We start from the raw sequence: 25,352 nt of genomic DNA, 5'->3' as shown, positions 1-25,352 counted from the left end.
ACATGTTATTGTTGTGTCATTTCTTCTTTAAGTAACAAAGTTAGTGTAGTAAAGATGTTCTTTGGAATCGTTGCGAATGTAACTTTGCCCGCTATGATCAAAAAGTTAGGCTCAATCCTGTTTTCTACCCGCTTAATGGGGACCATGTTACTTTTGTTTGCATTCTCAATGGCAATGGGCACCTTTGTCGAAAACGACTATGGAACTCCTGTTGCGAAGGCATTAATCTACAATTGTTGGTGGTTTGAGCTGATCATGCTGATCCTGGTAATCAATTTTATCGGCAACATTGGCCGCTACAGACTTTATCAGCTCAAGAAATTACCCCTGCTGGTTTTTCACCTGGCATTCATCATCATATTCATAGGAGGCTGTATCACCAGGTATGTGAGCTTTGAGGGATCTATGCCCATCAGGGAGGGAGAGTCTACCAATCAGATCATTTCGGATGCTACATTTTTTAAAGTGCAGATTGGCAAGGGTGAACAGGCCCTGGCTTATAATGATCTGCCGGTTACTTTGATCTCAAACCGCATACCGGGCTATCTTAAACCTTTTAGAAAGACATTATCAGAACAATACGACTTTCAGGGCGAACGGGTTAAGTTTAAAGTGATAGACTTTTATCCCAGGGCGCAGGATTCATTGATAAAAACCGCAGGAGGGGAAAAGATCCTGCATTTGGTGGTGTTGGAAAATGGCGCGAGGGTGAACAAATACATACCTGAGGGAAGCGTGAAGCTCGTGCAAAACCTTTTACTCAGCTATAATAAACCTACCCAGGGTGCCATCAATATAGACGATACTTCCGGCAGCTTTCAGATCTCATCGCCCTATGAAGGTAATTACATGATCATGGCCACCCAGGAACGTAAAACGGTTTCAGGAAACGATCAGCCGCAGCCTTTTAATTTAAGAAGCCTGTACACTTATGGCAACTTAGCATTTGTCGTGCCTGAACCGGCAACCCCAGGGCACATCATGCATTTTGAAGGCGATAAGAAAACTCACGAACATGATCCCGACCTGTTGACCGTAGAGGTGACTACGCCGACGGCAATAGATACTGTCTCGTTTTATGGTGGAAAGGGCATGACCAACTTCCAGCACCAAAGCGAGATAGGCGGACTGCGGATCGCGATGGCCTATGGTTCTAAAATTTATCCCGCCCCCTTTTCACTGAAGTTGGTAGACTTCAAAATGGAAAAATATCCGGGCAGCAGCAGTCCGTCCGCTTATTCATCGGATGTAATTATTCAAAATGATGGCACGGAAAGGCCCTATAAGATCTTTATGAACCATGTGCTGGACCATTCCGGATATCGCTTCTTTCAGGCTAGTTTTGATCCGGATGAACTGGGAACAATACTGTCGGTAAATCACGATGCATGGGGAGCAAATATTACCTATCTGGGTTATACGCTGTTGTTTTTGGCAATGTTTGTGACTTTATTTTGGAAGGGGACTCATTTCTCCAAACTCAATGAGCAATTAAAGGCAATCTCCAAATCTTCTAAATCTGTTAAGGTATTGCTGCTGCTGCTGTTTATGCCATTTGGTGCTGCATATAGTCAGAAAATAGACATGCACGGAACAGATGGCAGTCAGCATATGCACCAGCCCGGAGAAGAGCACAACCACGATCACGGACCCGCAGCAGCAGTGGAGCATGACCATAAAGCTGACGTAAAAAAAGTCCTGCAAACCAAAACAGTGGATGGAGCTGTATTTGCATCATCAGTATCCATTGATAAAGACCACGCAGATCAGTTCGGAAGTCTGCTCGTTCAGAATATCGACGGGCGGATTGAGCCTGTAAATACGATGGCGCTAGAAGTATTGAGAAAACTGTTTCGTAAGGATAAGTTTCACAACCTCACTGCAAACCAGTTTTTCCTTTCGGCAGCGACCTCGCCCTTTAGCTGGGTAAACGTTCCGCTGATTAAGGTTGGCGGTAAGGGTGGGCCTGAGTTGTTGAAACGGGTACAAGCTGATGCAAATGGTTACACCTCAATGGTCAACCTGTTAAAGCTGAGTACAGATGGATCGGCAGAATTTATTTTAAAGGATGATTATCTAATGGCATTTGCAAAAAAGCCCGCAGATCAGGGTACTTACGACAAGGAAGTGCTGGAGCTGAACGATAAGCTTTATGCCATGCAGCAACTGCTGGAAGGACAGTACTTAAGGGTACTTCCAATAGCCGGAGATGTTAACAACACTTGGATTGCCATGCCTTTTAACCCAAATGGAACTGACGCGATATCAAGCCCCGTAGGTCTTTATTTCAGCAGCGTCGTAGCGGCGCAGCAAAACGGTAACTGGGCTTCGGCAGTATCCAAACTGGAGCATTTAAAATCGTTGCAATTGAAGCACGGAAAGCAAGTGGTTCCTTCGCCGGCTAAGATAGCCTGGGAGATCAGGTACAACTCCTGGAACTTGTTTTTGAACCTGATGATTGCCTATGCGCTTTTAGGCGTCATGATCTTATCTCTTGCTTTTATTAAATTATTTAAAAATGGTAAAGTACTGGATAGACTAGTGACATTTGTACTGGGGCTGATCGCCATTGCGGTTTTCCTTCAGGCTGTCGGGCTTGGGGTAAGGTGGTATATTTCAGGACATGAACCCTGGAGCAATGGTTATGAGGCTGTATTGTTTATTAGCTGGATTGGCGTATTATCGGGCTTGCTGATGTATAGAAATGCAAATGCCTTTATCCCCGCCGCTGGATGTCTGATTGCGGTGATCCTGATGGGTTTTGCACATGGGGGATCTCAGATGAACCCTCAAATTACACCTCTGGTACCGGTGCTGAAATCTTATTGGCTGATGATTCACGTAGCGATCATCACTTCCAGTTATGGGTTTTTTGGGCTTAGTGCTTTATTGGGAACTGTAGTGCTGGTGTTGTACATCATTGACAATGACAAGATCAGCGCAAAGGTAAAAGCATCTGTTACTGAACTGAGCATTGTAAATGAGATGTCGCTTACGGTAGGGTTATTTTTACTGACCGTCGGCACCTTTTTGGGCGGTATCTGGGCAAATGAAAGCTGGGGCAGGTACTGGAGCTGGGATCCCAAGGAAACCTGGGCCTTTATCTCTGTGATCATTTATGCATTTGTGCTGCACGTGCGACTGATCCCAGGATTAAAGAGTAAGTATCTGTTTAACCTGCTTTCGCTGGTTAGTTTTTCTACCATCATCATGACGTACTTTGGGGTAAACTATTACCTGACCGGACTGCATTCGTACGCGGCAGGTGATCCGATCCCTGTTCCATCATGGGTATATATCACGGTGGGTGTGGTACTGGTGCTTGGTGTGATTTCGTATCGCCGGTATGCGAATCGGAGGGCTTAACTCAGGATGAGGATTGGGTTATTTGGATTTCCTTAACGGCTGGAGCAAATACTCAAGACCATTGAGCTTAATTTCGTAAAGGGTGGCGATCATTTCTCCAAGTTTACCAGGAGGCCAGCCTTCCTGGTGAAACCAGACCAGGTAGGATTCGGGAAGGTCACATATAATGCGACCTTTGTATTTCCCAAAGGGCATTTGCATGGTTACCAAGTCTTTTAATAGTTGAGGGTTCATGAGTTTTGATTTTGATTGACTACCATCTCCAGCATTTCTACCGCTTCATCTATTGAATTGAGGTTGTCAAATGCAATACGCAAGCTGTCTTTTACTTCCTTTAAGTTACAAAGCCTTGGGTGTATCTGTGCAAAGTGCAATATTTTATTGAACATTACCGAATCGAAAAAAGCAGATTGTTTGTCGGTGATGAAATAACCCCTTAAAGTACCTTTTTTGAAGGTTATTTTTTCGAAGGCCAGTTTCTTTGCCACCCATTGCAAACGCAATACATTTAGCATAGTTTTTACAGGCTTAGGCACCGGCCCAAAACGGTCTTTCATAGACTTCTCGAATACCTTTAACTCGGTTTCGTTTTCTATTTTTGAAAGTTCAGTATACAGATTATACCTTTCGGTAATATTGGTTACAAAGTCATCCGGTATGTATAGCTCCAGATCTGTATCTATTTGTGTAAAGCTTACAAACGGACGAAGGGGCTCATTTTTGAACAAATCCTTAAACTCGTCATCTTTCAGTTCCTGAATGGCCTCGTCGAGGATCTTATGGTACATTTCGAACCCTATTTCAGCAATAAAGCCACTTTGCTCTGCTCCTAAGAGGTTTCCACTGCCGCGGATGTCCAAATCTCTCATTGCGATATTAAAGCCGCTTCCGAGGTCTGAAAACTCTTCGATTGCGCTGAGGCGTTTGCGCGCTTCTGAGGTAAGCGTGCTTAAGGGAGGACTTAGCAGGTAACAAAAAGCTTTTTTATTGGAACGGCCTACCCTGCCACGCATCTGGTGCAGGTCGCTTAGGCCAAACATATGCGCGTGATTGATGATGATGGTGTTGGCATTGGGAATGTCCAGCCCGGCCTCGATAATTGTCGTGGCCACCAAAACATCTTTCTCTCCATTGATAAAATCGAGCATGACGTCTTCCAGCTGATCACCGTCCAGTTGTCCGTGGGCAATACCAATGCGTGCTTTTGGAACCAGCTTTTGGATCAGTCCGCCCAATTGAGGAAGGTCGTTTACCCGGTTATGGATAAAGAAAACCTGGCCTCCTCTGTCCAGTTCATATTGAACAGATTCCTGGATCAGTTTATCATTGAATACGTGAAGTTCTGTATTGACAGCCTGCCTGTTTGGAGGCGGAGTACTCATGATGGACAAGTCCCGGGCGCCCATCAACGAGAAGTGAAGGGTACGTGGAATTGGTGTCGCCGTGAGGGTAAGTGTATCTACATTCACCCTTAGCGCTCTCAGTTTTTCTTTGGAGGTGACCCCAAACTTCTGTTCCTCATCAATGATCATGATTCCAAGATCCTTGAACTTGACATCCTTGCTGAGTAAGCGGTGCGTGCCTATAATGATATCTACCTTGCCGTCTGCTACGGCGGCTAAGGTGTCTTTAATCTGCTTATTGGTCTTGAAGCGGTTAATGTAGTCAACATTACACGGAAAGCCTTTTAAACGGCCTGAAAATGTCTTAAAATGCTGCAGGGCAAGGATGGTTGTTGGCACAAGCACCGCTGCCTGTTTGCCATTGGCTACTGCTTTGAAGGCTGCTCTGATGGCAATCTCTGTTTTACCAAAGCCGACATCGCCACACACTAGCCTATCCATTGGATGCGGGGCTTCCATATCCCTTTTTACATCGCTGGTCGCCTTTTCCTGGTCCGGGGTATCCTCATAAATGAAGGAAGCCTCCAATTCTGTTTCCAGGTAGCCGTCTGGGTCAAAAGCAGTACCTACCTGTGCTTTCCTCAGGGCATAAAGCTTGATGAGGTCGCGGGCTATGTCCTTAACTTTTTTTTTGGTGGTTTTCTTGAGTTTGTCCCATGCTTCGGTACCTAGTTTATTCATTTTAGGCGCTGTGCCATCCTTTCCGCTGTATTTTGCAATACGATTCAGGGAATTGATGTTTACATAAAGCAGGTCATTATCGGCATACACAAGGCGAATCATTTCTTGCGTTTTGCCATTTACCTCTACCTTTTCAAGGCCGGCATACTTGCCTATTCCGTGGTCTATATGGGTTACGAAATCACCGGGCTTCAGGTCTCTCAGCTCTTTGAGTGTGATTGCCTGACTGCGCTGATACCCCCTTTTTAGTTTGTATTTGTAGAAACGGTCGAAGATCTGGTGATCGGTGTAAAACGCCACGTTTTGGGCCGCATCTACGAAGCCTTCCCTCAGGGGTATATTGATCGGCACAAATTTGGCCGATTTATCTATGTCATCGAGAATGGCATATAGCCTTTCGGTTTGTTTGGTAGATGAACTGAAAATGAAATTGTGGATGCCTTGCTTTTCATTCTCTTTTAAGTTGTGGATCAGCAGAGTAAAATCTTTATTGAAAGAGGGCTGTGGACGAGTCTCAAAGATGAAGACATGGTCCGTTTTATAGAAAAACTGCTTTCCAAATTCTGTGAGGGTAAAATCCTGGAAAGTATCTGCCATCAACTTCTCATCTGTAAAGGCAAATTTAGGGTCTATCCAATCCGGGTTTTCCTGTTTTTCTTTCACAGGAAGTGCTTTCCAGAGTTCAACCGCCTTTTTATAACCGCGTTTGACAATGTCCAGTGTAAATTCTACATCCTTGAACCAGAGTTGTGTGTCTTTTTCTATGTAATCAAGCAGGCTGATGTTGTTCTCTGTCAGGTATTTTGACTGTACATTGGGAATGATGGTCAGTGTTTTTACATCATCTACAGAAAGCTGGCTTTCAATTTCGAAGGTGCGGATGCTCTCTACTTCATCACCAAAAAATTCAATTCGGTAAGGCAGGTCGTGTGAGAAAGAGAAAATATCTACAATACCACCCCTGATGGAGAATTGTCCGGGTTCGTAAACAAAATCTGTACGGTCAAAATCATAGTCGATCAGGAATTCATTGATGAAGTCGATGCCCAGCTTCGCCCCTATGCTGATCTCAAGGGTGTTTTTTTCTAGCATTTCGCGGTTGATCACCTTTTCAGCAAGCGCCTCTGGATAAGTCACAACGATCTTTCCATATTCAGAATGATGGTTGAGTTCATTCAGTACTTCTGCCCTTGCAAGTACATTTGCCGTGTCTACCTGGGTGAATTCAAAAGCTTTACGAAATGAAGAAGGGAATAGCAAGACTTCCTTGTCCAGGATACTTTCCAGGTCGGCAAGGAAATAAGAAGCCTCTTCCCTATCTGGCATGACGAATAAAATGGGCTTGTGGAGCAGGAAATATGTAGCTATTGCAATTGTTGCATCGGCGGAACCAACTAAGCCTTTTAGCTGAAGTTTGTTACCTTTGGCGGCGTTTAATGCTTTGGCCAATGCTACAATGCGCTCATCTGTTTTGTATTGATTGATCAGGTCGCGGATGTTCACAATACAAATGTAATATTTATGATGAGCTTTAAATGTAACAAAGGATGTATTAATCAATCTAAAATAAAATGAACAGCAAGAAGCCCGGGTGGATAGAACTCGTTTTCTGGATAACAGCTCTTTTATTGCTTGGATTTGCTAATCCGGAGGTTCATGGGCACGAGCATCATTTTACACTTTGTCCGCTGGCAAATATGGGCTTTGAATGGTGTCCGGGCTGTGGAATAGGAAGGGCGATTACCCAGTTGCTGCATGGCAATTTTCGAGAGAGCTTTGCGCATCACTGGTTTGGATTACCGGCGCTGCTGATCATTTTGTATAGAATAGTGATTTTGATAAAATTGAATAGAGGAAATAAAGTAAATTATAAGGAGGAAAGATATGTTTGATTCACCATTTATGACATTGCCGGGTATCACACCCCAAGAATATTCGTACTTGCAAAGCGCAACTACAGGATTTAGTGAACAACAACTAAGGGGATTTTTGATGATCTACGGAAGCAAAAGAAGGAATCCGGATGATATGGTATTGTACTGTATATTAGGGTTTTTTGTTCCGGGATTGCCGAGGTTTCTGGTAAACCAGATCGGTATGGGGGTTTTGTATTTCTTTACCATTGGATTATGTTTTATCGGTACAATCATAGATTTGGTAAACCACAAAACGCTTGCTTTTGAATACAATCAGCGTATGGTATTTGAAAGTTTGCAAATGGTAAAGATGGGTAATATCCAATAGGATTTTCTTATTTTTATGGCATGAGATTATCATCGCTAATTAAGTACCTTGAAGATTACGCCCCTTCAAATTACCAGGAAGATTATGACAATTCCGGATTGATCATCGGAAATGTTAACCAGGAAATTCAGGGCGCGCTGGTTGCGCTGGATTGCACGGAAGCTATTGTTGACGAGGCCATTACGCATGGTTGTAACCTGATCATCACGCATCATCCAATTGTTTTTAAAGGACTCAAAAGGATCACCGGAAAGACTTACGTGGAGCGCGTAGTCCTAAAAGCGATCAAAAATAACATTGCGCTATATGCCATTCATACCAATCTTGATCACGTGAAAAACGGGGTTAATGGTGTGATTTGCGACCGTCTGGGATTACAGGGGACAAAAGTTTTGAGTCCTAAAAGAGGATTGATGAAAAAGCTGGTGACATTTTGTCCGGCAGCTTTGGCTCCCGGTGTGAGAGGCGCATTGTTTGATGCGGGCGCCGGCAGTATTGGAAATTATAGCGATTGCAGTTTCAACGGCGAGGGGACGGGAACTTTCAAAGCTGCGGCAGATACAAACCCATTCGTTGGTGAGCAGGGTGTACAGCATCATGAACAGGAGGTACGGATAGAAACTGTTTTTCTGGCCCAGGATGAACGCAAAGTATTGCTGGCATTATTCGAGCATCATCCTTATGAAGAGGTGGCGTATGATGTTTATCCGCTTGAAAATAAGCTGGAGACGGTAGGTGCGGGAATGGTAGGCTGGCTGGACGAAGAGATGGATGGCCGGGATTTTTTGAGGCTGGTGAAGGAACGCATGGATACCAGTGTGATCCGCCATACTAAACTACTGCCGAGGAGGATAAAAAAAGTAGCGGTTTGTGGTGGCTCGGGAAGCTTTTTATTGAAAGAGGCGATAGCTGCGGGAGCCGATGCTTTTGTAACAGCCGATTTCAAATACCACGAGTTTTTTGACGCGGAAGAAAAAATAGTGATCGCCGATATCGGACACTTTGAAAGTGAACAATTTACATCTGATTTGTTGATAGATATTATTCAAGAAAAATTTCCTAACTTTGCAATCCGTTTAACGGAGCATAACACAAACCCCATAAATTATTTCATTTAATGGAACAAACTGTAGAGCAAAAGCTAAAAGCTTTATACGAATTACAAACCCTGCATACTAAGATTGATAAGATACGTCAGATTCGTGGTGAATTGCCAATGGAAGTAGCTGACTTAGAGGATGAAGTTGCAGGTCTTGAAACACGTATACAAAAATTCAAAGGCGAATTGGATGATACCGAAGATGCCATTGTAACACGTAAAAATATGATCAAAGAAGCTCAGAACTTGATCAAGAAATACGAGACTCAATTAAAAGACGTAAAAAATAATCGTGAATATGATGCTTTAACTAAAGAGGTTGAAATCCAAACTCTTGAAATTCAAGTATGTGAGAAGAAGATCAGAGAATTTGGTTTTGATATTACTCAGAAAACTGAAATCTATGAAAAAGCTCTTGCTGATCTGGAATCAAGAAGAAAAGATCTTGATATTAAGAAAGGTGAGCTTCAAACGATTACTGCAGAAACTGAAAAGGAAGAACAATCTTTAAATAAAAAATCAGAAAAGGCAGAGACTCAAATTGAGGACAGACTTTTGGTTGCTTATAAGAGATTAAGAGGAAATGCAAATAACGGATTGGCGGTGGTAACTATCGACCGTGATTCTTGCTCAGGTTGTTTCAACCAGATTCCTCCTCAGCGTCAGTTGGATATCCGTCAGCGCAAGAAAATCATCGTATGTGAGCACTGTGGAAGAATCCTTGTTGATGAAGCATTGACTCAGGAAGAACAGCCAGCTTAGTCAGGTATAAAGATTAATAAAAAGGTCAGAACTTGTTTCTGGCCTTTTTTTATGTTTAATTTTGAGTAGTGAATGAGGAATATTTTGTTCAATCCTTAAAACATATCCTGAAGGGTGTGCGTTATGATTTATTTATTGACGAATAATTTGATTTATGAGTAATAGTTTGCCGTTGAGGTCTTTTCTGATTGCCATGTTTTTGGTTTTCCCGCTCAGTCTTTCCGCTAATTTTGATTTCAATGCCAATTGTTTAAAAGCTTATCAGAACATATTTGAACTGAAACTTGGCACTGCGAGGCAGCTCATCGCTGCAGAGAAAAAGACCAATCCGAAAAATGCTATTGTTCCATTGCTTGAAAATTATGCAGATTACTTCTATTTATTGACCAGTGAAAGCAAACAGGAGTTTGACCGGCTGGAAAAATCTAAATCAAAGCGGCTGGATCTGATAGAAGAAGGGGATAGCAGTTCGCCATATTATTTATATGCACAGGCCGAGATCAATTTGCAATGGGCGCTGATTAGAGGCCGGTACGGAGAGTATTTTACGGCGGCAAGGGAAATAAAGAAAGCAAATGGCTTATTGCTCGATAACCAAAAAAAATTTCCTTCTTTTCAATTGAATGCGAAAGGATTGGGACTCATTAATGCTTTTTTGGGAAATTTACCTGATGGCATTTTAAAAAGCACATTGGCTACGCTTGGCATAAAAGGGAATCTCCAGACTGGAATAGTGATGCTCGACAAACTTGCAGATGGGCTTCCGTCATCTAAATTTGAGCCTTTTTATGAAGAAGTGGTATTTTATTATGCATTTGTACTGAATGACATTGCCCACAGCCCCGTGGCTTATGCCAAAACAATGAAATATACTGCCAGGATTTCGGATGCTAGTTTATTGAAAACATATCTTCAGGCATTGGTCTCAGCTAAAAACGGGCATAATGATGAAGCAATCTCTATTCTGGAAAGAAAACCGACGGGACCAGCTTATCAGGCCTTCCCGTACCTGGATTTTCTGGAGGGGGCAGCAAAACTTAATAAGCTGGATTATTCATCTTCTGCTGATTTTGGTCGGTTTTTGCGGACGAATAAAGGCGTCAATTATATTAAAGATGCCAACCTGCACCTGGGCTGGATTTCTTTGTTGAAGGGCGATACAGAGGCGTATTCTGGGTTTATGGCGAAAGTTAAAAGCAATGGATATGCTTACCAGGAAAAAGACAAGCAGGCATTTAATGAGGCAAATGAGGCTATGCCTAATAAAAGCCTTTTAAAGGCAAGATTATTGTTTGATGGGGGGTATCATGATAAAGCGCTTGATCTGCTCTGGGATGCTAAACCAGAGGGCTTCAGTGCAGGAAGAGATCGTACAGAATTTTACTATAGAAGAGGCAGAATAAATGACGAACTGAATAAGGAAGATGCGGCTTTGTCTGATTACCAAAATGCCATTAATTCTGGCAAGGGACTAAGGTATTACTTTGCTGCTAATGCTGCATTGCAGATCGGAAAGATTTATGAGAATAAGAAAAACTATGCGAAGGCGAGGCAAGCTTATAACTTGGCAATCCAAATGAAAAACCACGATTATGAAAGCAGCATTGAAACTCAGGCTAAAGCTGGGCTGAACAGGATGAAATAAAAATTAGAATCGATAAACGAATGCATTGATGTGCATTCCGGCTCCTACGGACGCAAAAACGGCATATTCACCTTTTTTGACTTTATATCCCTTAACCTGGCCTTTCAGTACAAGGTCCAACAAGGTCGGTATAGTGGCCACAGAGCTATTTCCTAGCCATGAAATGGTCATCGGCACGAGATTTTCAGGGACTGTATCCAAATCATAAAGTTTAAAAAGGCGTTTCATAATGGCATTATCCATCTTTCCATTTGCCTGATGAATGAACACGGTTTTTATATCTGTAATGCTGATCCCGGCTTTATCTATTGCTTTTTTCACTACTTGCGGTACGTTGGTAACTGCAAATTCGTAGAGCTTTCTTCCATTCATCTTAAGGTAGGCATTGCCATTGGTTTCAGCAGGATTGTTGCTTTTTCCCATGATCAGAAGTGAGCCATAATTGACCGCAAAAGTTTGTGTTTTATGCGCTATAATGCCCAGGTCCTGTTCTGATTCCCTGGCTTCAAAAATAACTGCAGCAGCTCCATCAGAGAATATCATGCTGTCACGATCATGCGCATCAATGATTCTGGACAGGGTTTCAGCGCCTATGACCATAACTTTTTTTGCATCACCACTCTGAATTAGATAATTTGCTTGTATGGCTCCCTGAACCCATCCAGGGCAACCAAAAATAATGTCATAAGCAACGCAATCCGGGTTTTCAATGCTCAAGGCTTGTTTTACTTTCGCGGCAAGAGCGGGCAGGATGTCCATTCTATTGCTCCCGAGCCTGACATCTCCAAAATTGTGACAAAAGATGATATGATCGAGCGTTTCTTTATCCACGTCCGCATCTTCCAGGGCTCTTCGAGCAGCAATTGTAGCAATATCACTATTTACAATATCGGGGTCTACATATCTGCGTTCTTCGATCTCGGTGATCTCAGTAAATTTGCTGATTACGTCGGCCATGTCCTTATTTAAAGGTAGGCCATTGTCATAGAATGTAGCGTTCAGGAATGAATCACCAGAAATGATATTTTCAGGAATATAGCTTCCTGTGCCTGTGATAACAGAGTGTAGAATTGTTTTATTGCTCATTTTGAACCGTAGACTGTTTTAGTCTACAGTATAAAACTAGGACATTTTTATGGTAAATAAAAATCTTAAGAGAAATCTTCTATTAAAAATACGAATAATTCCTTAGGTCCGTGCGCACCAAGCACTAAAGTTTTTTCAATATCTGCAGTTCTGCTCGGTCCGGTGATCGTGCTGATCATGGAAGGAATCTGACTGCCATATTTGTCTTTGATCAACTTAAAAGCATCTTTAAGATCCATTACCATTTGCCCTGTTCTTGCAATCACAATGTGGTGATGAGGGAAGATGCTCAATCTGCGTCCTGCGGCATTTTGATTGGAGACCATTACTGAGCCGTTGCGGGCAACTAAGGCTTCGCATAGGGTAATTCCTACTTCTGCCTGTTCAAAGTCTTTATCTGTTTTATAGAAAGGGAATTCATATTCGGCAAGAAGCTCCTGCAGCTCAGGCTCCCAACAATAGATTTTTCTCCACTTAAAACGATCTGCAAGCTGAAGAATATTCTCTATGAATTCAATTCCGTTTTCACAGTAAATAAAATTACCGGAAACAGCAGTCAGTTCTTCAGCAAACAGTACTTCAGGAATTTCTTCAGTTGGAGAATAGAGTGGGGTATCTTCAAGATTTGGATAAGGATTGTCTCTTTTTTCAAGAAGAGCTTTCCTTATTTTTTTTAGCATTAACTCTTTTGAGGAGATATTTTCTTGCATAGGAGAATGGATTTGCTGCCGCCTGATTTGTATGTAAGGCGGCAGCCCCATAAATGATTTATTAAGACTCTGTATTTGTCGGGGTGATTGAAGTAGCAGGATCAGTTGTTTCACCAACGCCGTCATGTAATAACCCCTCTGCGGCCGGCTTTTGATCACCTGTACCATTTACAAATTCGTCATAAGTGGTGCGGTTATCAAAAGGACGTTTGCCCAGGATTTCTTCAAGATCTGCCTGAAACAGAATTTCTTTTTCTATTAGTTTTTGAGCCAGTTTCTCTAGGCCATCTCTTTTTTCTGTAAGTAATGATTTCGTTCTTGTATAGACGTCTGCTATTAGTATACGCACTTCATTATCGATCATTTCTGATGTCTTCTCAGAATAAGGCTTATTGAAGTTGTACTCATTTTGAGGATCGTGGAATGAAACGTTTCCAATAGTACTGTTCATACCATAAATCGTCACCATTGCATAAGACAACTTAGTAATGCGCTCAAGGTCATTTTGTGCGCCTGTAGAAATTTTACCAAAGACAATGTCTTCAGCAACACGTCCACCCATGGTCATACACATGCCATCAGTCAGCTGCTCCGTAGTATATAAGAACTGCTCTTTAGGCAGGTATTGTGCATAACCAAGTGCGGCAACCCCGCGCGGTACGATAGACACTTTAACCAATGGATCCGCATGCTCAAGAAACCATCCTGCGATTGCGTGACCTGCTTCATGATAGGCAACTATTCTTTTCTCTTCAGGAGATATGATTTTGTTTTTCTTCTCTAAACCACCGATAACGCGGTCCACTGCATCCTGGAAATCCTGCATATCTACGCTTTCTTTGTTGCGTCTTGCAGCAATAAGCGCGGCTTCATTACAAACGTTGGCAATTTCAGCACCGGCAAATCCTGGAGTTTGAGCAGATAATTTTTTAGCATCAACCTCAGATGAGGTTTTGATGGGCTTAAGGTGAACTTTAAAGATTTGCTCACGACCTACAAGATCCGGTTTGTCGATAGAAATCTGTCTGTCGAACCTTCCTGGTCTTAGTAGAGCGGTATCCAGAACATCAGGACGGTTAGTTGCCGCAAGTATAATGATGCCAGAATCTGTACCAAAACCATCCATTTCAACCAATAGTTGATTTAGCGTATTCTCGCGCTCATCATTACCGCCCATCATGCTGTTTTTTCCACGGGCACGGCCGATTGCATCAACCTCATCAATAAAGATAATACATGGTGCTTTGTCTTTTGCCTGCTTAAATAAATCACGTACACGTGATGCACCCACGCCGACGAACATCTCTACGAAATCAGATCCCGAAAGAGAGAAGAACGGCACTTGTGCTTCGCCGGCAACGGCTTTAGCCAAAAGAGTTTTACCGGTGCCAGGAGAACCGACAAGTAATGCCCCTTTCGGTATTTTACCTCCAAGATTGGTATATTTTTTAGGGTTTTTAAGGAAATCGACAATCTCCATAACCTCTTGTTTTGCTTCTTCAAGACCGGCAACATCATTAAAGGTCACATTAACCTGGCTTTCTTTATCAAAAAGTGTCGCTTTAGACTTCCCTATGTTAAAGATTTGTCCGCCACCACCACCGGCACCTCCGCCCATACGGCGCATGATGAATATCCAGAAAGCGACGAATAATAAAATAGGTACCAAAAAGCTGATAAGCCAAGATTGTACAGAGCTTTGTTTACTGTCTATTTCAGGAAGGATCTGTTGTTGCGGTGGAAGTGCTTTCTGGGACTCCTTTAATTGAGCATACATAGCGTCCATTGATCCTGATGTGAAATACACAAGAGGACCTGTTGATGGGCCGAAATTGCTTTTAGTCTTATAGTCTTTATACTTTGCGTCTTCTAATCGATCCTTTTTAATAAAGACCTCGACCTTTACCAAATCTTCATGTTTATAAGCAACAAGTCTTTGCACATCCCCCGGTAATAACATCTGTGTTTCAAATGTGCGATATGATACGGTTTTAGCAGTTTCACCACTAAACATGAACTGCAGTAGTATTAAACCTAAAATAATAGCGGCGTATACCCAAAAGATATTGAATTTAGAACCTTTTTGAGGCTTCTTGGGGACATTCGGAATTCGTTTAATCAGTTTTGGTTTTGTATTTGGGTTCTCTTTCATCGTTAAATCAAAAATGTAGGTGAAAATGATTATGCGCTTCTATAGGATGTTGCCAGGGCATCACCCCACAGGTCTTCAATTCCGTAGAATTCGCGCTTTTCAGTTTTAAATATATGGACAACTATATCAAAATAATCAAGAATAATCCAGTCTGCGACTTCCTGTCCTTCTTTACGCCATGGATTGGTTTTTGTTTTCTTATAGATTTCTTCCTCTACGCTATCTGCAATTGCCTTTACCTGGGTTGCAGAGTTTGCGCTACAAATGATGAAAAAATCGGAGACAGAACTGTTGAGTTCTCTTAAATCTAAGCGTACGATGTCGTTTCCTTTTTTTTCCTGTATGCCATGTACGGCTATTTCTGAGAGGTATGTAGAAAGGTTTACGATTTTCTTTTTTACCATTAAAATGTTTTAATTTTGATAAACAAATATACAATCAACACTTGCAAAATAACACTTTTTCAACATTATTTGTTGGTCAAAATCTTATCAGATTATCCGCGGTTGATTCTACTAATAACTTTTTGAAGGAGATGGTGTCAAAATCCGAGCCACTACCAGAAGGAACTGTTATTATGGCAGATAACCAATTTGCAGGCAGGGGGCAGCAGGAAAACACATGGCATGCAACAGCGGGTCTGAATCTCACGTTCAGTATTTTTTTTAAGCCGGCATTTCTCCCCATAAATAAACAATTTATGTTAAATATAGCGGTTAGCATAGGTGTCCGCAAAGCTTTGCAGCAAATTGTGCCACAAGGAATTAAGGTGAAATGGCCTAACGATATTTATTTCGGGGACAGAAAGCTTGGGGGTATATTGATCGAAAATACCCTTTCGGGAAACTGCTATAAAAGCAGCATTGTTGGCATAGGTATCAATGTGAATCAAGAAGAATTTAATCCAGATCAGGTAAAAAGAGCAACTTCTTTGTGTAAAATTTTACAAGCGGATGTTAATCTGATTGATCTGCTGGGACAGATTTGCGGCAGTATAGAAGCAGAGTATTTCAAACTGAAGTCTGGTAATTACACCGCTTTACTAACGGAATACTTAAAGGGTTTGTACCGATTTAATGAAGAGGCGGCGTACCGTGAGGGACTAATTATTTTCAAAGGTCGGATCAGGGATGTAACAGAGACGGGACAATTGATTATTGAGGTTGAAGGAAGGAATAAAAGCTATAACTTTAAAGAAATAGAATTTTTAAATAACACACGATGAAAAAATTAAGCATCTTATTTTTCCTGATGATTGTTGGCGTAGTCTCGTCTGCGCAGATCCTTAAACCGGTGAGCTGGGCTTACAAAGCAAAGCGAATAAGTAAAACCGAGGCGGTCGTGCAAATTAGAGCAACGATAGATCAGGGTTGGCACATTTATTCGCAGCATTTGGCACCAGGGGGGCCGGATGCTACGGTTTTTACTTTTGCTCCATCTAAGGATTTTGCCTTGAACGGAAAAACAACAGAGCCTAAGCCAACTACTTATTTCGATAAGAGTTATAAAATGAATATTAGTTATTTTGAGAATCAGGTGGTATTTCAGCAGAAGATAAAATTGAATAAAGCGACGGCTGCTGTTAAAGGCAAGGTTACTTTTATGGTATGTGATGATACCCAATGTCTCCCTGCGGAAGATGTGAACTTTAGCATCCCGGTGAAGTAGTTTAACAAAGAGATCACAAACATTAGCCAAATTCTCGTCCATATTATGTAATATTGGGCTGCGGGGATTGTGATCCGCTTAATCGTTTTAACATAATAAAGATTTATATAAGCATATACTGGCCGTCAGGTAATAAAATTGGTTGATGGGCAGTCAGAAAAAATAATGAATAAGATTAGAAACATAGGTGTATTAACATCTGGAGGCGATGCTCCCGGTATGAATGCTGCTATCAGAGCGGTGGTTCGGGCAGCAATTTACTATGATTTACAGGTTACTGGCATTTTAAGAGGATATGAAGGACTTATCCATGGCGATTTTATTGAAATGGACAGAAAGTCTGTTGCAAATATTATTCAACGTGGCGGAACGATTTTAAAAACAGCAAGGAGTGACGGTTTCCGAACAAAAGAAGGAAGAATTCAGGCTCATGAACAATTAAAGAAACAAGGGATTGATGCCTTGATTGTAATTGGTGGAGACGGAACTTTTACAGGAGCTAATTTATTTACAAGTGAATTTGATATCCCTGTAATTGGATTGCCGGGTACAATTGATAATGATCTTGAAGGAACAGATTTTACAATAGGGTATGATACGGCCATCAATACAGTAATCAATGCGGTTGATAAAATAAGGGATACTGCGGAATCTCATGACAGACTTTTTATTGTTGAGGTGATGGGCAGGGATTCAGGTCTTATTGCATTAAGAAGTGGTATCGGCGTGGGTGCGGAGGCAATTATGATTCCTGAAGCAAATATGGGTGTGGATGGTCTGGTCACAAGACTTGAAGCCGGACGTAAGGATAAAGCGTCGAAAATAATTATTGTAGCCGAAGGAGATGAAGTTGGAGGAGCGTTTAATGTAGGAGAGGCGTTGAAAAATAAATTCCCTAACTATGACATCAGGGTATCCGTACTTGGACATATTCAGCGGGGAGGAAAGCCCAGCTGCATGGACAGGGTGTTGGCAAGTAGGTTAGGTGTTGTTGCCGTTGAAGGCTTGCTTGCGGGAAAAACCGGCGTAATGGTTGGTCTTGTAAATAAAGAACTTGTTTTTACGCCTTTCGATCATGCGATTAAGCACATTGATGCTAAAGAAATAAGTCCGGTTTGGTTAAAACTTGTAGAAATACTTTCACTATAAAAAAAGCCAGGATTCAAATCCTGGCTTTTTTTATTCTATAATAACCGCTGTTCCTGTTGCGGCGACCATAAGCATACTGCCTCCACTTCCAACGGTTTCATAATCCAGGTCTACTCCGATGATTGCATTCGCACCCATTGCGGCGGCGTATTGCTGCATTTCATTGATTGCGGTATTTTTTCCTTCTCTCAATACCTGTTCATAAGATCCGGAACGTCCGCCAACGATATCGCGTATGCCGGCAAAAAGATCTTTAAAAATATTGGCGCCTATGATGGTTTCGCCGCTTACAAGGCCAATGTATTTAACTACTTTTTTGCCTTCTATTGAATTTGTTGTTGTAATTAACATCTTAATCGGGTTTTTTATTTTGATGCCGTTTGTGAATAAATGTTACAGCTAAACTGCAGATCTGCTTTTTCGTTTTTGGACGAAGAATCGGCATGTTGAAATTAAAAATATTGCATCTTGCTAATCATTAGTATTTTACTTATTTTTGCAGCCCCGCAAGCACGAAGCTCCGGGAACTATGTTGAATACATAAATTAAAAAAAGAAATGGCAACTAAAATCAGATTGCAAAGATTCGGTAAAAAAGGTAAGCCTTTTTTCCACGTAGTGGTAGCGGATTCCCGTTCACCAAGAGATGGTAAATTTATTGAGCGTTTAGGTTCTTATAACCCAAATACCAATCCTGCTACTATTGAAATCAACTTCGATAAAACTTTAGACTGGGTAAACAAAGGCGCTGAGCCTACGGATACTTGTCGCGCTATCCTTTCTTACAAAGGTGTTTTGTACAAAAAACATTTAGAAGGTGGTGTTAAAAAAGGAGCGTTAACAGCAGAACAGGCAGAGGCTAAATTTGCTGAGTGGTTGAGCGCTAAAGACGGTAAAATTGAAGGCAAAAAAGACGGCTTAACTAAATCTAAAGATGAAGTTAAAAAAGCTGCTTTAGCTGCTGAAGCTAAGAAAAATGCTGATCGCGCTGCGGCCCTTGCAATTAAAAATGCACCGGTAGAAGAAGTGGTTGAAGAGGAAGTTGTAGCAGAAACGACAGAAGAAGCTCCTGTAGCTGAGACTGCAACGGAAGAAGCTCCTGCTGTTGAGGTTGCAACAGAAGAAGCTCCTACTGCTGAAGAAAGCAACGAAGAAGAAAAAGCATAACCTTTTTGTTATTCTAAGAAATAGCGAAAGATCTTTCATTGAAATGATCCTTCGCTATTTTTTTTATTAAACGAGACCCATCAAATGAAAATAGAAGAAGCATTTTATATAGGATACATTACAAAAACAAAGGGCTTAAAAGGAGAGCTACAGATCTTCTTTGAGTACGAAGAACCGGAATTGCTGGAGCTGGATGTGGTGTTCGCTGATATCAATGGAAAACTTGTGCCATTTTTTGTCTCATCGTGTAAGTTGCAAAACAATAATACGGGAAACTTCTATTTTGATGATATAGATCATATTGATAAAGCGCAGGCCTTAATAAAAAAGAAGATTTATCTGCCGTTAAGCAAAAAACCGGTGCGTGATGAAGATGACTTTTTCTATACAGACTTAAAAGGATTTGTTGCTGTTGACGAAACGCTTGGGACATTGGGAGAAATCTTAGAAGTTCATGAGTATCCTCAACAGTTTGTAGCTACAGTTCTATATAAGGATACGGAGATTATGTTCCCATTAAATGATGACTTCATTATCGAAATAGACGACGAGGAACAAATCCTTACTGTAGATCTTCCTGAGGGGTTGCTGGATATATACCTTGCAAATTAATCTTAACTTTGCTTCATGCGTTTTGATATCATTACTGTTTTACCAGGGCTATTAGAAAGTCCTTTTGCTCATTCTATTTTACAAAGAGCCCAAAAAAAAGGCATTGCTGAAATTGTAGTGCATAATTTAAGGGACTATGCTACTAATAAGCAAAAGAGCGTAGACGATTATCCATATGGTGGCGGTAGTGGTATGGTAATGTCTATCGCACCTTTTTCTAGTTGTATAGAAGCCTTGAAGGCAGAGCGTGAATATGACGAAGTCATTTTTATGAGCCCCGATGGGGAGACGTTTAATCAGACAATAGCTAATGAGTTATCCGGTAAAGGCAATATCATGATTCTTTGTGGTCACTATAAAGGGATAGATCAGCGTATAAGAGATATTTATGTAACCAGAGAGATTTCCATAGGTGATTACGTTTTGTCTGGAGGAGAGCTTCCTGCCGCGGTATTGGTGGATGCAATTACGAGATTGATACCTGGTGTGTTGAATGATGAAACGTCTGCCTTGTCGGATAGTTTCCAGGGCGAACTGCTGGATGCTCCTATTTATACACGTCCCGCCGATTGGAATGGACACAAAGTCCCGGACGTTTTGTTAAGTGGACATGAGGCAAAAATTAACGAATGGCGTCATGAACAAGCACTGATACGCACCCAAACGCGTAGACCAGACTTATTGGAGGATTGATTACTTGCTTAAAAGTGATATGATCTTTTCTTTGTCCTTTAGCTGATCTTTTAATGCAGAAAGCATTTCCTTGCAATTTTTTAAACTGTTTTTGAGGTCATTATACTCTTCTTTTGTATCTGCCAATGTTTCGTTTCCCTTCGGGTTCTTATAGGGTATTGGTTCTGATTCAAAAAATGTCGAAGGAGAGACCTGTAGTATCCTTGCCATGGAAATCAGATCGTTGTATTTAATTGATCCCCTGAGTAAACTAAGTTTTAGCCCATCAAAAGTTTTGTTCATTTCGTCTGCAAGCCAACTCATTGGTCTGTTCTTTTCTTTAAGAATTCCATCGACTACATTTTTTAAAGGCATAAAAAAATTAGGTATAAGTTTGGTCTTGGCTTAAAATTTTAAGTATTTTTGCCATAAAAAATTATGTATTCCGATGCATAATTTTGATAAAAATACATAAATTTTAGTATTTAACCATATAGAGTATGAACAAACTAGCTGTAAGCGACAATGCATCGAGGAAGTACAAGATCAATGAGTACCTGCTTAAGCTGCCTATTTCTGATTATAGAGCGGCTATTAGACTTATTCCTAAGTACATGAGAATATCTCTGAATACTTTTCATAATTATCGGAATATTCTGCTGGCGGATCGTCAGGATATCCCTCATGAAAAGGTGGTTATGTTTGAAAAAATATTTGATCTAAAGCCCGGCGAGTTACTAAATAAAATCGTCAGGTCAAAGACGCTGAAAGAGCTACTAAATAAGGAGCGGGATAATTTTTCTGGCAGAGCAATGAATAGATAACATGGAAAATCAAAAGAAATACAAAATCGATGAGGAAATGAGAAAACTAAACCATGTTTCTTATAAAGCAGCGTTAAAAATTATTCCCAAGAGATTGAAAATCGCATCTAATACTTTTCATAACTATAGAAAACTGTTATTGAATGACAAAGCGGATATCCCTTACGGGTTGGTGAGAAAACTGGAATGCATTTTTGGCTTAAATATGGGCGAGTTAGCGAACTATTCTGTGGATTGCAAAAGCTTGGATATTTTGATCAAAGAACCGCTACATGACAGCGATACAATGAAATGAAGCGGCGATTTTTTGTGGAAATATTAAAGAATGTGGAAAAAAATAAAAATCACTTTTATTTCTAAAATAAAATTCCTAATATTGCAGTCCGATTTTAAAGAACAAAAAATCGGCTTAATAGCTTAAAATCATGGATTTAGTAAAATTTGTTGAAGAGCAGGTAATCGCAAAAAATGAGTTTCCTGCGTTCAAATCAGGAGATACAGTGAGTGTTCACTATAAAATTCGCGAAGGTAATAAAGAACGTATTCAAATTTACCAAGGTGTAGTATTGCAACGCAATAGCGTTGGTGCTAATGAAACGTTTACCGTTCGTAAAATGTCTAATGGTGTTGGTGTTGAACGTATTTTTCCGATCAATTCTCCAAACATCGCTAAAATTGAAGTTAATAGCCACGGTAAAGTGCGCAGATCGAAATTATTCTATCTACGTGAATTAACTGGTAAAGCAGCTCGTATCAAATCTAAGAGAGTTTAATCTCTTTAAAAAATTATATTAGCCTTCCCGATATTATCGGGGAGGTTTTTTTGTTTGCTTTCATCTCAAAGCACAACCCACTTCATGTAAATCTGCGTTTTATATATTCTGTAGCTTAACCACAATAATTTGAGCTGTGTTCATAAATGCTCCCCGGATTTACATAAGTTTGTGCCAACTAACTTATTTAGATGAAATCACCAGGAACTATACCACCCTGATGTGTGTATACACCGGTTGAAATTGTCTTAGAAACAACATAATAATCAATGAAAGAACTGTTAAAAAAATTCGAGGAGAAAAGACCTGAGATAGTATTCGAGTGGAAAGATAAAGAGTCTGAAGCTGAAGGCTGGGTAGTGATCAACTCGCTACGCGGTGGTGCTGCAGGCGGAGGAACGCGCATGCGAAAAGGCCTTGACAAAAGAGAAGTCGAATCCCTGGCAAAGACCATGGAGGTGAAATTTACTGTATCAGGTCCGCCGATAGGTGGTGCAAAGTCAGGAATAAATTTTGATCCTGCCGATCCAAGAAAGAAGCAGGTGCTTGATAGGTGGTATAAGGCTGTAATGCCTATCTTGAAAAGCTATTATGGAACAGGAGGGGATTTGAATATTGATGAAATTCATGAAGTAATCCCTATTACAGAAAATTATGGTTTGTGGCATCCTCAGGAAGGCGTTATCAATGGTCATTACCAGGCAAGGGAAAATGAGCGTATACATCAGATCGGACAATTACGTTATGGTGTTTCAAAAGTATTGGAAGATTTGAGTTACACTCCTGATATCAAAAGAAAATATAAGGTTGCGGATATGATTACCGGATATGGCGTTTCAGAATCGATAGGCCACTTTTATAAAATCTGGGGAGGTGAACTGGCAGGCAAAAGAGCGATCATCCAGGGTTGGGGAAATGTTGCTGCTGCCGCAGGATATTATCTGGCGCAAAATGGAGTAAAAGTAGTTGGTATCATTGACCGCGTTGGGGCATTGATTAATAGAGAAGGATTTAGTACACAGGAAATTATAGATCTTTTTAATAACAGGGTGGGCAACACACTTGTTTCTCCAGACCTCATTTCTTTTGAACAGGCAAATAAAGAAATATGGAATGTCGGGGCTGAAATATTTGTTCCGGCAGCAGCATCGCGATTGGTAAAACAAATTGAGGTTGACCAGCTGATCGAGGGAGGACTGGAAGTAATCGCTTGTGGGGCAAATGTTCCATTTGCCGATAAAGAGATCTTTTTCGGCAGTATCATGGAGCATGCAGATAATCATGTAGCAGTTATTCCGGATTTCATTTCAAATTGCGGAATGGCAAGAGTTTTTGCTTATTTGATGCAAAGAAATGTAGAGATGAGTGATGATGCTATATTTACAGATGCTTCACAGGTAATTTATAATGCAATGAAATCAATTCATAATGAGTCAACAGAGAAAACCCAATTATCTAAAACAGCATTTGAAATAGCACTTAAACAATTGGTATAATTATGATGGACGAGCAGTTTTTTAAACAAATTTTCTGGGGTAATACAGTTAAACAATATTGCGTTTTTGTGGTGGTAATATTGCTGGGGTTGTTTTTTAAAAGGCTGGTCTCCAGATTAGTTAGTTTGGCTTTGTTTAAAATATTTAGAAAGTTTGCAGAAGAAGTTAAAGTAGATACTTTTGTGGCTCTACTGCTGAAGCCTATAGAATCTTTCATTACTTTCTGTACTATTTATCTTGCCATTAATAATTTAAGTCATCCGCTCAATATTGTACTTTGGCACCGCTCTAAATCGAAAGTTGAAATTACCATAGGTGATTGCTTAGATAAGATTTTCTTGTTTCTGATTATACTTTCCATTTTCTGGATCATTTTAAGAATCATAGATTTTATAGCATTTGTTTTGAAGCACAAGGCGACTATAACAAACAACAGAGCTGACGATCAGCTGGTGCCTTTTTTAAAGGAGCTTACAAAAACACTGATCTGCTTTCTGGGTTTTTTTGTATTGTTGGGATTTGTATTTGAAATCAATGTACTTACGCTAATAACAGGGCTGGGTATCGGAGGTATTGCGATTGCTCTTGCTGCCAAGGAGAGCCTGGAGAACCTTATTGGTTCCTTCACCATATTTCTGGATAAACCATTTACCGTAGGAGATGTGGTAAAGGTGGATGGAATAGAGGGAACTATTGAGAAAGTTGGGTTCAGAAGTACCTGGTTGGTAAGTCCAGATAAGACAACTATTGTAATTCCCAATAGAGCTATGATTGATGGTGTACTGGAAAATGTTACTTTAAGGAATTATAGAAGGGTAAATTTCTTTATCGGTTTAACCTACGAAACCAAATCGGAAGATATAAAGTCGATCCTTGCTGCTATCGAAGACTTTTTAAGCAAACATCCGGAAACTAAGGACGGTTATGCTACATTTGACAATTTTGGCGATTCTGCACTAAATATACAGGTGATCTATCTTGTGGTGAACATGGAGCATAGAAAGTATGTTAAAATCAAGGAGGAGATCAATTTCAAGCTCATAGAGATTGTAGACCAGTACAGGTCTGGATTTGCATATCCAACGCAACGATCAGTACACTAGTCAGCATTAACTTCAATAAAAAAGATCTATACTATTGTACAGGTCTTTTTTATTGAAGTTCTTATAGTTTTTATGCCAGTTCGGCAAGTACCGTGATTCCGCCTTTTACGACCTGATTTAGCTCAAGATTTACTTTTGTGCCTACAGGTAAAAAAACATCTACCCTTGAACCGAATTTAATAAACCCAAATTCTTTTGTCTGTTCTACAACATCTCCTTCTTTAACATACCAAACAATGCGTCTCGCAAGCGCACCAGCAATTTGTCTGAATAATACGGGAGTGCCGTTTTTATGTTCTACAACCACTGTTGTACGCTCATTCTCTGTTGATGACTTAGGGTTCCATGCGGCCAGGTATTTCCCTGGGTGGTATTTGAAAAATTTAACAACTCCTGAAATCGGATTTCTGTTGATGTGAACATTGATAGGCGACATAAATATAGACACCTGAAGTCTTTTATCTTTAAAGTATTCCCCTTCTTCCGTTTCTTCGATTACAACAACTTTTCCGTCAGCCGGACAGATTACGAGGTTGTCGCCATTGGTAAAAGAACGTCTTGGGTTCCTGAAAAACTGCAGTACGATAATGAATAAAGCCAGAGAAAATATATATACAAACCACTTTAGCCATGTGATGTCTGCAAATCTGTAGTCAATGACTGCATTTAATATAAATATGAAAAGCAAGGATAATGCGATGGTGGTGTAGCCTTCTTTGTGTATGGTCATTGTTTTTTATT

General features: G+C 40.7%; 26 protein-coding genes. 17 read left to right on the top strand and 9 right to left on the bottom strand.

Annotated features, from left to right (window positions below; genetic code table 11):
• Window positions 1–93: 93 nt before the first annotated feature.
• Window positions 94–3,366, top strand: a complete 3,273-nt coding sequence (gene ccsB, locus FA047_RS14245; protein WP_225872742.1) for a c-type cytochrome biogenesis protein CcsB — start codon at window positions 94–96, stop codon at window positions 3,364–3,366.
• Window positions 3,367–3,384: 18 nt separating this feature from the next.
• On the opposite strand, the gene FA047_RS14240 is transcribed toward ccsB, so the two are convergent.
• Window positions 3,385–3,600: a DUF3820 family protein gene (locus FA047_RS14240; protein ID WP_136836749.1), complete on the bottom strand. Its 216-nt coding sequence runs from the start codon at window positions 3,598–3,600 to the stop codon at window positions 3,385–3,387.
• Window positions 3,597–6,953, bottom strand: a complete 3,357-nt coding sequence (gene mfd, locus FA047_RS14235; protein WP_136836748.1) for a transcription-repair coupling factor — start codon at window positions 6,951–6,953, stop codon at window positions 3,597–3,599. Before mfd ends, FA047_RS14240 begins: the two co-directional genes overlap by 4 nt.
• Window positions 6,954–7,021: 68 nt before the next feature.
• Between mfd and FA047_RS14230 the strand changes: the two genes are divergently transcribed.
• The 5 genes from FA047_RS14230 to FA047_RS14210 all read left to right on the top strand — a co-directional run bounded on the left by FA047_RS14230 (window position 7,022) and on the right by FA047_RS14210 (window position 11,200).
• Window positions 7,022–7,342 (top strand): DUF2752 domain-containing protein, encoded by a 321-nt coding sequence (locus FA047_RS14230; RefSeq protein WP_136836747.1) that lies wholly within the window; start codon window positions 7,022–7,024, stop codon window positions 7,340–7,342.
• On the top strand, window positions 7,335–7,694 hold the full coding sequence (locus tag FA047_RS14225) for a TM2 domain-containing protein (RefSeq protein ID WP_136836746.1): 360 nt from the start codon (window positions 7,335–7,337) through the stop codon (window positions 7,692–7,694). The genes FA047_RS14230 and FA047_RS14225 overlap by 8 nt, the downstream gene beginning before the upstream one ends.
• 20 nt (window positions 7,695–7,714) lie before the next feature.
• Window positions 7,715–8,812 carry a Nif3-like dinuclear metal center hexameric protein gene (locus tag FA047_RS14220; protein WP_136836745.1) on the top strand — a complete coding sequence of 366 codons (1,098 nt, stop codon included), beginning with the start codon at window positions 7,715–7,717 and terminating at the stop codon, window positions 8,810–8,812.
• Window positions 8,812–9,555, top strand: a complete 744-nt coding sequence (locus FA047_RS14215) for a zinc ribbon domain-containing protein (protein ID WP_136836744.1) — start codon at window positions 8,812–8,814, stop codon at window positions 9,553–9,555. The genes FA047_RS14220 and FA047_RS14215 overlap by 1 nt, the downstream gene beginning before the upstream one ends.
• Before the next feature lie 154 nt (window positions 9,556–9,709).
• Window positions 9,710–11,200 (top strand): tetratricopeptide repeat protein, encoded by a 1,491-nt coding sequence (locus tag FA047_RS14210; RefSeq protein ID WP_136836743.1) that lies wholly within the window; start codon window positions 9,710–9,712, stop codon window positions 11,198–11,200.
• Between the two features lie 3 nt (window positions 11,201–11,203).
• On the opposite strand, the gene FA047_RS14205 is transcribed toward FA047_RS14210, so the two are convergent.
• The 4 genes from FA047_RS14205 to rsfS all read right to left on the bottom strand — a co-directional run bounded on the left by FA047_RS14205 (window position 11,204) and on the right by rsfS (window position 15,552).
• Window positions 11,204–12,286 carry a 3-oxoacyl-ACP synthase III family protein gene (locus FA047_RS14205; protein WP_136836742.1) on the bottom strand — a complete coding sequence of 361 codons (1,083 nt, stop codon included), beginning with the start codon at window positions 12,284–12,286 and terminating at the stop codon, window positions 11,204–11,206.
• Between the two features lie 65 nt (window positions 12,287–12,351).
• Window positions 12,352–12,996 (bottom strand): LutC/YkgG family protein, encoded by a 645-nt coding sequence (locus FA047_RS14200; RefSeq protein ID WP_136836741.1) that lies wholly within the window; start codon window positions 12,994–12,996, stop codon window positions 12,352–12,354.
• Between the two features lie 61 nt (window positions 12,997–13,057).
• Complete coding sequence (gene ftsH, locus FA047_RS14195; RefSeq protein WP_136836740.1) at window positions 13,058–15,148, bottom strand: ATP-dependent zinc metalloprotease FtsH; 2,091 nt, start codon at window positions 15,146–15,148, stop codon at window positions 13,058–13,060.
• A 29-nt stretch (window positions 15,149–15,177) separates the two neighbouring features.
• On the bottom strand, window positions 15,178–15,552 hold the full coding sequence (rsfS, locus tag FA047_RS14190) for a ribosome silencing factor (RefSeq protein ID WP_136836739.1): 375 nt from the start codon (window positions 15,550–15,552) through the stop codon (window positions 15,178–15,180).
• A 41-nt stretch (window positions 15,553–15,593) separates the two neighbouring features.
• Between rsfS and FA047_RS14185 the strand changes: the two genes are divergently transcribed.
• The 3 genes from FA047_RS14185 to pfkA all read left to right on the top strand — a co-directional run bounded on the left by FA047_RS14185 (window position 15,594) and on the right by pfkA (window position 17,965).
• Window positions 15,594–16,373 (top strand): biotin--[acetyl-CoA-carboxylase] ligase, encoded by a 780-nt coding sequence (locus FA047_RS14185; protein ID WP_136836738.1) that lies wholly within the window; start codon window positions 15,594–15,596, stop codon window positions 16,371–16,373.
• On the top strand, window positions 16,370–16,816 hold the full coding sequence (locus FA047_RS14180; protein WP_136836737.1) for a protein-disulfide reductase DsbD domain-containing protein: 447 nt from the start codon (window positions 16,370–16,372) through the stop codon (window positions 16,814–16,816). Before FA047_RS14185 ends, FA047_RS14180 begins: the two co-directional genes overlap by 4 nt.
• Window positions 16,817–16,981: 165 nt before the next feature.
• Entirely contained in the window at window positions 16,982–17,965 is a 984-nt protein-coding gene (gene pfkA, locus FA047_RS14175; RefSeq protein ID WP_136836736.1) for a 6-phosphofructokinase, read from the top strand.
• A gap of 30 nt (window positions 17,966–17,995) precedes the next feature.
• On the opposite strand, the gene FA047_RS14170 is transcribed toward pfkA, so the two are convergent.
• A complete protein-coding gene (locus FA047_RS14170) occupies window positions 17,996–18,316 on the bottom strand; it encodes a YbjQ family protein (RefSeq protein WP_069378284.1) in 321 nt (106 codons plus the stop codon).
• A 206-nt stretch (window positions 18,317–18,522) separates the two neighbouring features.
• Here FA047_RS14170 and FA047_RS14165 point away from each other — a divergent pair, with 206 nt between their 5' ends.
• The 3 genes from FA047_RS14165 (at window position 18,523) to trmD (ending at window position 20,436) form a co-directional block, all read left to right on the top strand.
• Window positions 18,523–19,131 carry a 30S ribosomal protein S16 gene (locus FA047_RS14165; RefSeq protein ID WP_136836735.1) on the top strand — a complete coding sequence of 203 codons (609 nt, stop codon included), beginning with the start codon at window positions 18,523–18,525 and terminating at the stop codon, window positions 19,129–19,131.
• Window positions 19,132–19,215: 84 nt separating this feature from the next.
• Entirely contained in the window at window positions 19,216–19,743 is a 528-nt protein-coding gene (rimM, locus tag FA047_RS14160) for a ribosome maturation factor RimM (protein WP_136836734.1), read from the top strand.
• A gap of 15 nt (window positions 19,744–19,758) precedes the next feature.
• Window positions 19,759–20,436 carry a tRNA (guanosine(37)-N1)-methyltransferase TrmD gene (gene trmD / locus FA047_RS14155; protein WP_136836733.1) on the top strand — a complete coding sequence of 226 codons (678 nt, stop codon included), beginning with the start codon at window positions 19,759–19,761 and terminating at the stop codon, window positions 20,434–20,436.
• Here the strand turns inward: trmD and FA047_RS14150 are convergent, their stop codons facing one another.
• Window positions 20,437–20,790, bottom strand: a complete 354-nt coding sequence (locus FA047_RS14150; RefSeq protein WP_136836732.1) for a hypothetical protein — start codon at window positions 20,788–20,790, stop codon at window positions 20,437–20,439.
• 125 nt (window positions 20,791–20,915) lie between these two features.
• Here FA047_RS14150 and FA047_RS14145 point away from each other — a divergent pair, with 125 nt between their 5' ends.
• The 5 genes from FA047_RS14145 (at window position 20,916) to FA047_RS14125 (ending at window position 24,611) form a co-directional block, all read left to right on the top strand.
• On the top strand, window positions 20,916–21,239 hold the full coding sequence (locus FA047_RS14145; protein WP_136836731.1) for a hypothetical protein: 324 nt from the start codon (window positions 20,916–20,918) through the stop codon (window positions 21,237–21,239).
• Between the two features lies 1 nt (window position 21,240).
• Complete coding sequence (locus FA047_RS14140; RefSeq protein ID WP_136836730.1) at window positions 21,241–21,534, top strand: hypothetical protein; 294 nt, start codon at window positions 21,241–21,243, stop codon at window positions 21,532–21,534.
• 130 nt (window positions 21,535–21,664) lie between these two features.
• Window positions 21,665–22,012, top strand: a complete 348-nt coding sequence (gene rplS / locus FA047_RS14135) for a 50S ribosomal protein L19 (RefSeq protein ID WP_131593363.1) — start codon at window positions 21,665–21,667, stop codon at window positions 22,010–22,012.
• 269 nt (window positions 22,013–22,281) lie between these two features.
• On the top strand, window positions 22,282–23,508 hold the full coding sequence (locus tag FA047_RS14130; RefSeq protein ID WP_136836729.1) for a Glu/Leu/Phe/Val dehydrogenase dimerization domain-containing protein: 1,227 nt from the start codon (window positions 22,282–22,284) through the stop codon (window positions 23,506–23,508).
• A gap of 2 nt (window positions 23,509–23,510) precedes the next feature.
• Complete coding sequence (locus FA047_RS14125) at window positions 23,511–24,611, top strand: mechanosensitive ion channel family protein (RefSeq protein ID WP_225872741.1); 1,101 nt, start codon at window positions 23,511–23,513, stop codon at window positions 24,609–24,611.
• A gap of 70 nt (window positions 24,612–24,681) precedes the next feature.
• On the opposite strand, the gene FA047_RS14120 is transcribed toward FA047_RS14125, so the two are convergent.
• Window positions 24,682–25,341, bottom strand: a complete 660-nt coding sequence (locus tag FA047_RS14120) for a phosphatidylserine decarboxylase family protein (RefSeq protein ID WP_136836727.1) — start codon at window positions 25,339–25,341, stop codon at window positions 24,682–24,684.
• Window positions 25,342–25,352: the final 11 nt, after the last annotated feature.

Origin of the sequence: Pedobacter frigoris (genome assembly GCF_005116445.1) — a bacterium.
In the GTDB taxonomy this organism is placed as follows: Bacteria; Bacteroidota; Bacteroidia; order Sphingobacteriales; family Sphingobacteriaceae; genus Pedobacter; species Pedobacter frigoris.
Note: the sequence above shows the minus strand (reverse complement) of the source record. Positions and strands in the feature narration are given on the sequence as shown.